The sequence below is a fragment of the Devosia sp. genome (assembly GCF_041917035.1).
Classification (GTDB): domain Bacteria; phylum Pseudomonadota; class Alphaproteobacteria; order Rhizobiales; family Devosiaceae; genus Devosia_A.
Genome location: NZ_JAYRYM010000132.1, coordinates 1 through 11,017, shown reverse-complemented (window position 1 = coordinate 11,017; position 11,017 = coordinate 1). Strand labels below are relative to the sequence as shown.

Sequence of the window (11,017 nt, the reverse complement as noted above, 5' to 3'; positions counted from 1 at the left end):
CTCGTTGACCACGGCCGGAACGCCGCCGGCATGGTAGTAGTCCTCGCCCAGGTACTCGCCGGCCGGCTGCATGTTGACCAGCAGCGGCACCTTGTGCCCGTGCGTCTGCCAGTCGTCGATGCCGAGGTCGACGCCGATGTGGCGGGCAATGGCATTGACGTGGATGGGCGCGTTGGTGGAGCCGCCGATCGCCGAGTTGACGACGATGGTGTTGATGAAATTGTCCTTGGTCAGGATGTCGGAGGGCTTGAGGTCCTCGTGCACCATTTCGACGATGCGCATGCCGGTGCGATAGGAAATCTCCTGGCGATCACGATAGGGCGCCGGGATGGCGGCGGAACCGGGCAGCTGCATGCCCAGCGCCTCGGCCAGCGAGTTCATCGTCGAGGCGGTGCCCATGGTGTTGCAGTAGCCGGTCGAGGGGGCGGACGACGCGACGAGGTCGATCATCTGCTCGTAGCTGATCTCGCCGGTCGCCATCATCTGGCGGGCCTTCCACAGGATGGTGCCCGAACCGGTGCGCTCGCCGCGGAACCAGCCGTTGAGCATCGGGCCGACCGACAGCGCGATGGCCGGAATGTTGACCGTGGCCGCGCCCATCAGCATGGCCGGGGTGGTCTTGTCGCAGCCGATGGTCAGCACCACGCCATCGAGCGGGTAGCCGTAGAGCACCTCGACGAGGCCCAGATAGGTGAGATTCCGGTCGAGCCCGGCGGTCGGGCGCTTGCCGGTTTCCTGGATCGGATGGACCGGGAACTCGATGGCAATGCCGCCGGCCTCGCGGATGCCCTCGCGGACGCGCTTGGCCAGTTCGATGTGGTGCCGGTTGCAGGGCGACAGGTCGGACCCGGTCTGGGCGATGCCGATGATCGGCTTGTTCGACTGCAGTTCCTCGCGCGAGATGCCGAAATTCATGTAGCGCTCGAGATAGAGCGCGGTCATGTCGGGATTGGCCGGATTGTCGAACCAGGCGCGCGACCTCAATCTGCGCGGGGCACCGCTGCCCGCGTTCCCGCCGCCGTTAGCCGAAGTCATGATGGTCTCCTCGTGACGCAAAGGTGCATTGCCGGTCGCCGCCCCTCCCACCCCATGGGCGGGCTCCTCGAACGCGGGGTCCTACCGGTCTGGCTGATGCATATCGGAATATCAGGCCCGCCGGGGCGCGGCAAGGGACGCCACGATGAACGTACCTCAACGTAGTGTCGACTGCCGACCGCGCAGGTGCAGTGGAAAGGCCACCGTGCGCTCCTCGACCCGCTCGCCGTTGAGCCGCCGCAGCAGCATCTGCCCGGCCCGTCGCCCCATCTCGAGGCCGCTCAGTTCCAGTGTGGTGAGCGGCGGATCGAGAAACGCGGCGAGCGGGATGTCGCCGAAGCCGGCGAGGCCCAGCTGATCCGGCACCCGCAGACCCCGCCGGCGCGCCGCCAGCAGGGCACCGGCCGCCAGTATGTCGGTCCCGAACAGGATGGCGTCGCAATCGGGCATCTGACCGAGGACGTCGCCGAGCGCTTCCACGCCGGCGTCCGGCTCCCAGCCGCGCTCGACATGCATGACCAGGTCGCACCGCAGGCCATGCTCGGCCAGGGCGGCGCGAAACCCGGCGACGCGGCGACGGCCGCGGTCGTAGAGCTGCCCGGCATAGGCGATCCGGCGGAAGCCGCGTTCGGCGAAGTGGTGGCCCATCAGGCGGCCGGCCTCGTCTTCGGAAATGGTCACGAGCATGTCGACCGGATCCGGGCGCTGATCCCACATCTCCACGACCGGGACATTCTGCGCGGTGATGACGCTGCGGTCGAACTCGGGCTTGAGCATGTCGGTGAACAGCATCGCGGCGGGGCGGAACGGCGCCATCGCGGCGACCACCCGCCTCTGCTCCTCGGCCGATTCGCCCAGGCGGGCCGTCAGCAGCTGCAGGCCGTTGCCCTCGAGCGCTTCGGTGCACCCCTGCAGCACGCTGGCGAAGTGGTGATTCTTGAGCTTGGACGCAAAAACCGCAACGATCGGCGAGCGGCCGGACCGCAGGCTCGACGCAAAGCTGTTGACCACGTAGCCGGTCTGCGCCACTGCCGCGGCGACCTTCCGGCGTGTCTCCTCCTTGACCTTGTCCGGATTGGTCAAGGCCCGGGACACGGTGATCGGCGAGACCCCGGCCACGCGCGCCACGTCTTCGACCCGGACCGGCCGGTTCGGATCACTGCTACGCCTCTTCCCAACCATCGACTTCTGTCACCCAACCAGCGAACCGCTCCGCAAGCGCGTTCGCCCCCAACTCCGTCCTACGCCGTCGACCATCCGCTCAGTGCCTCGTGCTGCCCCTTGCCTCCAGGGTTATCGGATGCGTGATGATCGGATCGTCCACCGGGGCCCCGTTCAGCCGTCGCAGCATCCGTCGCCCCGCCTCCTGCCCGATCCCGTAGCCCCCGACGTTCAGCGTGGTGAGCGAGGGGCGGGTATGCTGGCTGAAGTCGAGATCGCCCAGACCGGCGATCGCCACCCGCTCGGGGACCGCGATGCCGCGATCCTGAGCCCGGATCAGCGCCCCGGAGGCCAGAACGTCGGTGCCGAAGAAGATCGCATCGCAATCCGGCAGCCGCTCGAGAATGGTGTCGAAGGCATCCATGCCGTCCGCCATGCGGCGGGTCCCCTCCATCGCATGGATCAGCCCGAGCTCGGCGTCATATGCGGCAAGGCCGGCCCGCAATCCCTCCAGCCGCTCCGCTCCCCGCTCGAGCGTGTGGCCGCAATAGGCAATGCGCCGGAAGCCGCTTTGGCCAAGGTGGCGTCCCATCAGTTCGCCCGCCTCATGGTTGGAGAAGCCGATCAGCATGTCGATCGGATCGGGCCGCGCGCCCCACATCTCGAGGACCGGCACGCCGAGCTTGCCGAGCACCCGGCGCGTCGCCTCCGAGCGCACCACGCCGGTAAAGACCAGTCCGGCCGGCCGGAACGGCAGCGCCGCGCCGACCAGGTTCATGTCGAACTGCTCCGAGTAGCTGGTCTGCGCGAACATCAGGTGGAACGGACTGCCCTCGAAGGCGTCGATCAGCCCCTGCATCGAATTGGCGAAATGCGGGTTGAGCAGGCTCGAGACGAAGACGGTGACGATGCTCGACCGGCCCGAGCGCAGGGTCGAGGCGAAGTGGTTGACCACATAGCCGGTCTTGGCGACCGCGTCGGCCACCTTCCGGCGGGTCTCCTCGCGCACCTTCTCCGGGTGCGACAGCGCACGCGACACCGTGATGGGCGACACGCCGGCAAGGCGTGCAACGTCTTCCACGCGAACCGATCGGTTCGTGTCTGCCGCCTTGCGACCCAACGTTCACTCGTCCCCCAACACTTGGGATCACCATCGGGCTCCGCCTGCTCACGGCAGCCTGAAAGTCCAGAACGCCCCGCCGGGCTGTTCCGACTCGATCCGCAATACCTCGTTCCATTTCGCCGTGCGCTCAGATCTTGTCATCGAGCCCACCTTGATCTGGTCCGACAGCAGCCCGACCGCGAGATGACTGAGGGTCACATCCTCGCTTTCTCCCGACCGGCCCGATTGTATGGTGTTCCAGCCGCTGACCCGCGCCTGATTGCTTGCTGCCATCAATTCGGACAAAGTGCCGCACTGATTGGATTTGAGCAATACTGAATTGCACGCACCGATCCCGCAGGCCTGAGCAATCCGGGGGGCGCTGGTGGTCAGGTAGTCGTCGCCGATGACCTGGATGGATTTTCCCAGCCGGCGCGTGATCTCGACGAACCCGGCATCGTCGTCCTCGCCGAGGGGATCCTCGAGCGAGACAATGGGATAGGCAGCGACCCAGCGCTCCAGCAACTCGATCATCTCGAGCGTCGAAAGCGTGCGGCCCTCGAGGGCCAGCCGGTAGCCGCCGGGAACCGCAAACGAACTCGCCGCGACGTCGAGGGCGATTCCGATATCGGTGCCGGGGCGGAACCCCGCCGCTTCGATGGCACGGGTCAGCAGGTCCAGCCCCTCCTCGTTGGCCGTGAAGTCCGGCCAGATGCCGCCCTCGTCGGCCACCCCGCCGGGGCTGCCGCGCCGGGCCATGGCGCGCGCGGCGGCGATGTAGACTTCCGCGATCCACTCGGTGGCCTGGGCAAAGCTCTTCGCTCCGAGCGCCAGCACCAGGTAGTCCTGGATGTCGATCCGGTTGCCGGCATGCCGGCCGCCGCCGAAGATCTGGATCATCGGCGCCGGAATGTGCGGAGCGTCCTCGGCCAGTCCGGCGAGGCTCCGCAGGTGCCGCCACAGGGGCATGCCGCGTTCCGCCGCCGCGGCCCAGGCCACTGCCGAGGACGTGGCGACGATGGCATTGCCGCCGAGTCGGGATTTGTGCGGCGTGCCGTCGAGGGCGATGAGTGCCGCGTCGATGCCCTGCTGGTCCGCCGCCTCGCGCCCCGCGAGCGTTCCGGCGATCTCGCCATTGACGGCGGCGAGGGCGGCATTGACGCCGTAGCCACCGAGCCGCTGGCCGCCATCGCGCTTGTCGAGGGCCTCGCGGCTCCCGGTCGACGCGCCCGATGGCGCAATGGCACGGCCCCGTGCACCCGAGGCGAGACGAACCTCCACCTCGACCGTCGGCCGGCCGCGCGAATCCCAGACCTGCCGCCCGACGACCCTGCTGATCTCGCTCATGCTGCGTTCCCCCCGGCAACAGCCGCGAACACAGGCCTCAGCGCCGGCACCGGCGCAGCGATCAGCGGCATGGCGAGGTCGCGCACCGCCTGCCGCGCCGCCGGGTCGAGATATTCGACCGGCGACTTGCCATCGACCCGGGCCAGCATCAGGCAGGGCAGCAATGCCGCCGTGCGCGCTTCGAGGGCGGGGCGCAGCACGGCGGGGAAATGCGCCAGCCAGGTTGCGGCGAACGCCTCCGCCTGGGCTATCAGCGCGCCGCGCAGCTGCGGCATGTGCACCGACTTGAGCATCAGGTGATTGAGGCAGAAGGCGCCGTCGAAGGCCGGATCGCCGTACCAGGCGCATTCGGCGTCGAGCAGCACCGGATGCCCGTCATGGCGCGACACGAGGATGTTCTTGGGGCTGACGTCGCCGTGGACCAGCGCCAGCTTGGTCGCCGCCGTGGTCGCCAGTACGGCCAGGATGCGTTCGGCAAGCTCCGGATGCCGGCCGGCGGTGAAGCGCAGATAGGGGTCGAGCCGCAGGGCGTCGATCAGGTGGTCGGTCGGAAACTCGGCGGCGGCGGACGCGTCGTCGAGGGTGGCGGCGTGAATGCGGCCCAGCGCCTCGGCCACCGCCGGGGCAACACCCGGATCGGCGCGGCCAGCCAGCAGCTCCGCCTTCCACAGCAGGTACTCGTCGGGAGGCAGGTATTCGAGCAGCGCGATGCCGTGCTCCCGGTCCTCTCCGACCACGGTGGGGGCGGCGCCCGGCACGATGGCGTTGGCGCGTCGCAGCCAGGCCACCTCGTACTTATTGCGCTCGAGCGGCGCCTGCCAGTCGCTGGCCACCTTGAGCTTGCTCAGTGCCCGCTTGGCACAGAACCGCCGCCCGTCCGGCAGGCCGATGCGCACGATGTCGGAGGAGACGCCCCCCGCGAGCGGCTCGATCTGCAGGGGATCGAACGCCAATATCCCGGCCTTGGCAAACATGTGGGGAAGGACCGCTTCCCAGCTGTCGGTGGTCATCTGCTCCCCGCCGTCGCTTAAGTCGCTACGAAACAACTGAAATGTTAGCCGATCCGGCTCGAACCCACAACCAATCCGAGATATGTGAGAGAGGGGTCCGGGCGAGGAACCGGACAATGGAGGGGCTGATGGGCCGACTGGACGGCAAGACGATCTTCATGACCGCGGCGGCGGCCGGAATTGGCGGCGCCGCGGCACTGGCCTTTGCACGGGAAGGAGCGAGGGTGATCGCCACCGATCGCGACGCCCCGGGCATCGCGAAGAAGGGCGCCGAACTCGCCGCCATCTCCGCCGGCCACGAGGCCTATCCGCTCGACGTCACCGATCATGCCGCACTGCGCGCCGCCGCTGCCCGGCACCCCGGCGTCAACGTGCTGTTCAACTGCGCCGGCTGGGTGCACCAGGGCATGCTGGGCACCACGACGCTCGATGAGTGGCGGCTGAGCTTCGACATCAACGTCACCTCGATGTTCGTGCTCTGCCAGGCATTCCTGCCGGCCTTCGTCGCGCAGGGCGGCGGCAATATCATCAACGTCGCCTCGGTGGCGTCCTCGCTCAAGGGCGTGCCCAACCGGGTCAGCTACATGTCGAGCAAGGCGGCGGTGATCGGGCTGACCAAGTCGATCGCCTTCGACTACATGAAGCACGGTATCCGGGCCAACACCATCTGCCCCGGCAGCGTCGATTCGCCGTCGCTGCACGAACGGGCGCACGCGCTGGGCGATCACGACGAGGTGTGGAAGACCTTCGTCGCCCGCCAGCCGATGGGCCGGATGGCACAGCCCGAGGAGATGGCCCACCTGCTCGTCTACCTCGCCAGCGACGAGAGCGCCTATGCCACCGGCAGCAATTTCATCGTCGATGGCGGCATCACCATGTAGTCAGCCCGGAGGATCCTCGAGCGAACGGCGCATGTACAGCGTGGTGGACTCGAGCCAAGGCTCGGTCTTCCATGTGACGAAGCCCAGCCGTTCGTAGAGCCGGACATTGTCGAGAAAGGCCGCATTGGTAAGCAGCTGCAGCTCGCGCCGCCCTGCGGCGCGGGCAAGCCGGGCAGCGTGGGCGATCAGCCGCGAGCCGACGCCGCGACCCTGATGGTCCGGATGAACGGCGATGTTCTCGATCCACAGGTGATCGGGTCGCAGGTCCGTCTCGATCAGGGCGATGAGGGCGCCCCCGTCGCCTTCCAGCAGGTCGATGCGATGATCGACGACGGCACGGGCATAGTCCGCCTGCATCGGCCGCGGCTCCCGCCCGATGACCGGCACCCATCGGGCATAGGCGCGGCGAACGAGGTCACGCACCCGGCGATGATCGTCCGGACCGGCGGTGACCAGCTGTGGCGTATCGAGCGGCATCGGAACCTCCTTTGAGGGTCCGCACGCCCCCTCGCGCCCGGACCGGCTGCGGCACCCGCAGATTGGGCCTTCCACCGCCCGGTGCCGACGGCTATGAGGCGGTCCGGAACCGTTTATCCGAGGAGCCCCCGATGAGCATCACCAGATACCAGCCAGGCAAGCGCATGAGCCAGGCGGTCGTGCACGGCAACACCGTCTATCTCGCTGGCCAGGTCGCCGCCGACTATCACGGCTCGATCGAAAAGCAGACGGCCGAAGTGCTGGAGGCCATCGACCGGCTGCTGGCCGAGGCCGGCAGCCACAAGTCCAAGGTGCTGTTCTGCCAGGTCGTGCTGAACAACATCGCCGACTTCGCGGCGATGAACACGGTCTACGATGCCTGGATCGACCCGGCCAATCCGCCGGCCCGTGCCGCCATCGAGGCCCGCCTCGCACATCCCGCCCTCAAGGTCGAGATCATCGCGGTCGCCGCGCTCGACTGACCAGGCGGGCTGCCCGCCGCTATTTCGGCGGCTGGATGGCGGCGCGCGGCTTTGGCGTCGCCCGCTTGGCCGATTTGGCACCGGCCGATTTCGGCCTCGACTTGGCCTTGGGCGCATCGGACTCGGCCCTGGGCTTGCCCTTGGAGGACGTCTTCGCGGCGCCGGCCTTGGCTTTCGGTGACTTGGCCGGTTCGGGGGCGGCTGCCTCGGCTGCCTCGGCCTTCGCCAGGTGCCAGAAGTGGTCGCCGGCTCCCTCGGGGCGGCCGGCGGCCTCCCACAGGAAGTAGGCGCGCTCGCGGATCGCCGCCTCGGAGGGGGCGGCCGGCTTGGTCTTGCTGGGCAATCGTCATCTCCCTGGGTCAGGGCGGAGCGGCCTGGACGGCCCGCCGCCGGGTGGGTAACGAGGACCATCTAGCAGGACCCGCCAACGGCGCGAAGCCCCGCCGCAGCAGGCGAGCCATGCCGGCGGCGCGGACCGCGGGCCGGTGCCGCGCGACAGCAGATTGACTCTTGCCGTTGCCCAATCGAGACTGCCGGCCATGGTGGAGGAACTCAGCGAGACCGTCATTTCCTTCCGCTTGAAGCGGGCGGAGGAGTTCGCGCGCCAGTGGCGATCGAACGCCAAGCGGCTGCAGACGCTCGCCAGCAACCCCAAGACCCCGACCCTGGTGCGCAACGATGCGCTGAGCGAGGCCCGCACCGCAGCCGGCATCGTGTCGGCGCGGGCCACCGAACTGGCGGCGCTGGCCCGCCAGCGCGGCTACGCCGCCTGGGAGGCCGATCCGCGCATCGGGCCGCTGGTGGTGGAGATCCGGGCGGTCGAGAGCGCCCTGACCTTTGCCGCGGAGGCGCTGAGCAAGCGCTGAACCGGGGCCCAGTGCGGCCGCCGGCCGGCGCAGGCCGCGGCGCCTTCGCCCCGTCGAACCGCTGAGCCTGTGCCGATGCGCGACCAAAGGCGTGATTGCCGCCCCGTGCCTGCCGTATCAGGGTGTTGCACCCGAGGAACCCGCGATGCACTGGACGGAACATGGCTGCCGGCGGCTGATCGATGCCGAGACGCATGCGCGTCCGGTTCTGCCGATGGCCGCTCCGCGCCGGGTCCGGCGACTGGCCTTCATGAGCGCGCAGGGCAGCGGCGACGACCTCAGGGCGCTGCACGGGCGCATGCTCGAGGTCGCCCGCATGCCGGCCGACGGACCGGCCTGGGCCCGGCAGCTGACCTTCGAGCAGGGCGGGCGGGTGGTGACCTGGGAGCTTCACAACGAGTTCGCCACCCTGACCTGGTCGGCGCCGATCGATGACCGGGTCGCGGCCCCCGAGGGGATCGGGCTCGAGCTGCATGCCGGCCTGCCGGTGATCTCGGCCACCCGCATCGACCTGACGACGGGGGACCGGATCGCGCCGTCGGCGCTGTCCGGCTTCAGCCCGCTCAGCCTGTGCTACTCCACCGTGTTCGACGGACAGGCCGAAGCGGCGACCGACTTCCACCTCGATGCCGACCGCTTCGTCCACTTCGAGATCGCCGCGGGCCGCTGCGGCGACCTGCGTCGCGGCGTCATCGTGCGGCGCCTGCTGGAGATCGAGACCTATCGCAGCATGGCCCTGCTCGGCCTGCCGCTGGCGCGCGAACTGGGGGGGCGGGTCGCCGGGTACGAGCAGCGGCTGACGCACATCGTCCAGACCATCGGGCTCAGCCGCTCGGCCGAGGAACACCAGCACACCCTGGCCGGCCTGCACGCGCTGTCGAGCGAGGTCGGTCACGCCGTCGAGGACACCAGTTTCCGATTTGCGGCAACCCAGGCCTATGCCGACCTGCTCGACAACCGGATGGAGCGGCTGCGCGAGACCGCCATCGGGGAGTTCACCACGATCGGGCGGTTCATCTCCAACCGGGCCCATCCCGCCATCGCCACCTGCCGGGCCATGGAGAAGCGGCTCGGGGCCCTGACCGACAAGGTGCAGCGCTCGATCGAACTGCTCGGTGCCCGCATCTCGCTGGCCATCCAGGTGCAGAATCAGTCGGTGCTCGACGGGCTCTCGGCGACGGCACGCAGCCAGTTCCGCCTGCAGCAGACGGTCGAAGGCCTGTCGATCATCGCCATTTCCTACTATGCGCTGGGCCTGCTGGGCTACGTCTACGAGGGATTGCACGTCTTGCTCCCGGCCCCCAAGGGGATCATGCTGGCGCTGTCGGCGCCGCTGGTGCTGCTGCTGGTCTTCCTCGGCATCCGGCGGATCCGGCGCGGCGCCCACCACGAATGAGCCCCGGCCCGGCGCGCCCCCTGCGACGCCCGGTCGCTCGGCTGTGTCTTGACTTGCAGGGCCTCCTTTCCGCATTGGAGGTGTCATGCGTTGCCGATGCGCTCGGCCTCGAAGGAGAAGTGAGCATGAAGTTCCTGGCAGTTTCCCTGATCGCCCTGGCCATGGCCGCAACGCCGGTGCTGGCCGAAGGCGACGTCGATGCCGGCGCCACGGTGTTCAAGAAGTGCCTCGCCTGCCATGCGGTCGGCGAGGGTGCCAAGAACAAGGTCGGCCCGCAGCTCAACGACCTGTTCGGCCGCACGGCCGGCACGGCAGCCGACTACAAGTACTCCAAGGCGATGATCGAGGCCGGCGCCGGCGGCCTGGTGTGGACGGCCGAGACGCTCAAGCCGTACCTGCACAAGCCCAAGGACGTGGTGCCCGGCACCAAGATGACCTTCGCCGGCCTGCCCAACGAGGAAGACGAAGCCAACCTCATCGCCTACCTGCTGACCTTCTCGCCCAACTACGTGCCCCCGGCGCAATAGCCCTGTTTCAGGGGCCCGCCCGGGCGGGCCTCGTCATGTTACCGTTACATTGTAACTGCGACATTCTATTGGGTTACCCAATGTGTCGTATTGTGGTGACATCGTTCCCAGGGGAGAGACGATGGATATCACGCTCAAGCAGCTGCAGATCTTTCGCGCCGTGGTGATTGCCGGCTCGATCACCAAGGCTTCGCGCCGGGTGGCGCTGTCGCAACCATCGATCAGCCAGCAACTGGCCAAGCTCGAGGAACGGCTGGGCGTACAGCTCATCAATCGCAACCGCACCGGTGCGGTGAGCCTGACGCCGTCCGGCGAGTACTGGTTCAAATTCTCCGACGAGCTGCTGCGCAAGTTCGACCAGGCGATCGACGAGCACGAGAAGCGCTACGTCGACAATCGCATCTTCCTCAGGATGGGGGTGAGCCCGACGCTGCGCGGCCGCTTCCTCGCCGCCGCCGCGCGCATCGCCAGCGAGGAGCCCGGCTTTGCCAAGTTCGAGGTCACCTATGCGGTGACCAGCGGTGAGCTGGTCGAGCAGTTGCGCCTGCACCGGCTCAACTGCGTCATCGTCAACGACGAGGCGCTGGAGGAGGACCGGACCTCGTTCAGCGTGGCCAGCCTGTTCCGCGACCCGCTGGTGTTTGCCGTGCCGGCCAGCATACCGCAGGAAATGGTCGAGCGGGCGCTGCAGAAGTCGGCCAAGCCCGGCCTGCTCGATCCCACCCTCACCCGC

At 68.4% G+C, this 11,017-nt stretch carries 13 protein-coding genes; 6 read left to right on the top strand and 7 right to left on the bottom strand.

The window, feature by feature from the left end; translation table 11 throughout:
- The 5 genes from ACE3TU_RS13780 to ACE3TU_RS13760 form a co-directional block, all read right to left on the bottom strand.
- A partial coding sequence (locus tag ACE3TU_RS13780; RefSeq protein ID WP_374625111.1) for a dihydroxy-acid dehydratase occupies positions 1 to 1,035 on the bottom strand: 1,035 nt, incomplete at its 3' end.
- Positions 1,036 to 1,191: 156 nt separating this feature from the next.
- On the bottom strand, positions 1,192 to 2,217 hold the full coding sequence (locus ACE3TU_RS13775) for a LacI family DNA-binding transcriptional regulator (protein ID WP_374625109.1): 1,026 nt from the start codon (positions 2,215 to 2,217) through the stop codon (positions 1,192 to 1,194).
- A gap of 79 nt (positions 2,218 to 2,296) precedes the next feature.
- Entirely contained in the window at positions 2,297 to 3,277 is a 981-nt protein-coding gene (locus ACE3TU_RS13770; RefSeq protein WP_374625107.1) for a LacI family DNA-binding transcriptional regulator, read from the bottom strand.
- Positions 3,278 to 3,364: 87 nt separating this feature from the next.
- A complete protein-coding gene (locus tag ACE3TU_RS13765; protein ID WP_374625105.1) occupies positions 3,365 to 4,645 on the bottom strand; it encodes a phosphopyruvate hydratase in 1,281 nt (426 codons plus the stop codon).
- Positions 4,642 to 5,655, bottom strand: coding sequence for a phosphotransferase family protein (locus ACE3TU_RS13760; RefSeq protein ID WP_374625103.1), 1,014 nt, complete (start codon positions 5,653 to 5,655; stop codon positions 4,642 to 4,644). The genes ACE3TU_RS13765 and ACE3TU_RS13760 overlap by 4 nt, the downstream gene beginning before the upstream one ends.
- Before the next feature lie 128 nt (positions 5,656 to 5,783).
- Here ACE3TU_RS13760 and ACE3TU_RS13755 point away from each other — a divergent pair, with 128 nt between their 5' ends.
- Positions 5,784 to 6,536, top strand: a complete 753-nt coding sequence (locus ACE3TU_RS13755) for an SDR family oxidoreductase (RefSeq protein ID WP_374625101.1) — start codon at positions 5,784 to 5,786, stop codon at positions 6,534 to 6,536.
- On the opposite strand, the gene ACE3TU_RS13750 is transcribed toward ACE3TU_RS13755, so the two are convergent.
- Positions 6,537 to 7,013, bottom strand: coding sequence for a GNAT family N-acetyltransferase (locus ACE3TU_RS13750; RefSeq protein WP_374625099.1), 477 nt, complete (start codon positions 7,011 to 7,013; stop codon positions 6,537 to 6,539).
- 131 nt (positions 7,014 to 7,144) lie between these two features.
- Here ACE3TU_RS13750 and ACE3TU_RS13745 point away from each other — a divergent pair, with 131 nt between their 5' ends.
- The gene (locus ACE3TU_RS13745; protein WP_374625097.1) at positions 7,145 to 7,495 is read left to right on the top strand and encodes a RidA family protein; all 351 of its coding nucleotides are present in this window, start codon (positions 7,145 to 7,147) and stop codon (positions 7,493 to 7,495) included.
- A gap of 19 nt (positions 7,496 to 7,514) precedes the next feature.
- On the opposite strand, the gene ACE3TU_RS13740 is transcribed toward ACE3TU_RS13745, so the two are convergent.
- Entirely contained in the window at positions 7,515 to 7,838 is a 324-nt protein-coding gene (locus ACE3TU_RS13740) for a DUF2934 domain-containing protein (protein ID WP_374625095.1), read from the bottom strand.
- Between the two features lie 196 nt (positions 7,839 to 8,034).
- On the opposite strand from ACE3TU_RS13740, the gene ACE3TU_RS13735 reads away from it, so the two are divergent.
- The 4 genes from ACE3TU_RS13735 to ACE3TU_RS13720 all read left to right on the top strand — a co-directional run.
- Positions 8,035 to 8,361 carry a hypothetical protein gene (locus ACE3TU_RS13735; protein ID WP_374625093.1) on the top strand — a complete coding sequence of 109 codons (327 nt, stop codon included), beginning with the start codon at positions 8,035 to 8,037 and terminating at the stop codon, positions 8,359 to 8,361.
- Between the two features lie 145 nt (positions 8,362 to 8,506).
- Positions 8,507 to 9,757 (top strand): DUF3422 family protein, encoded by a 1,251-nt coding sequence (locus ACE3TU_RS13730; RefSeq protein ID WP_374625091.1) that lies wholly within the window; start codon positions 8,507 to 8,509, stop codon positions 9,755 to 9,757.
- Positions 9,758 to 9,882: 125 nt separating this feature from the next.
- Positions 9,883 to 10,284, top strand: a complete 402-nt coding sequence (locus tag ACE3TU_RS13725) for a cytochrome c family protein (RefSeq protein WP_374625089.1) — start codon at positions 9,883 to 9,885, stop codon at positions 10,282 to 10,284.
- 121 nt (positions 10,285 to 10,405) lie between these two features.
- A partial coding sequence (locus ACE3TU_RS13720) for a LysR family transcriptional regulator (RefSeq protein WP_374625087.1) occupies positions 10,406 to 11,017 on the top strand: 612 nt, incomplete at its 3' end.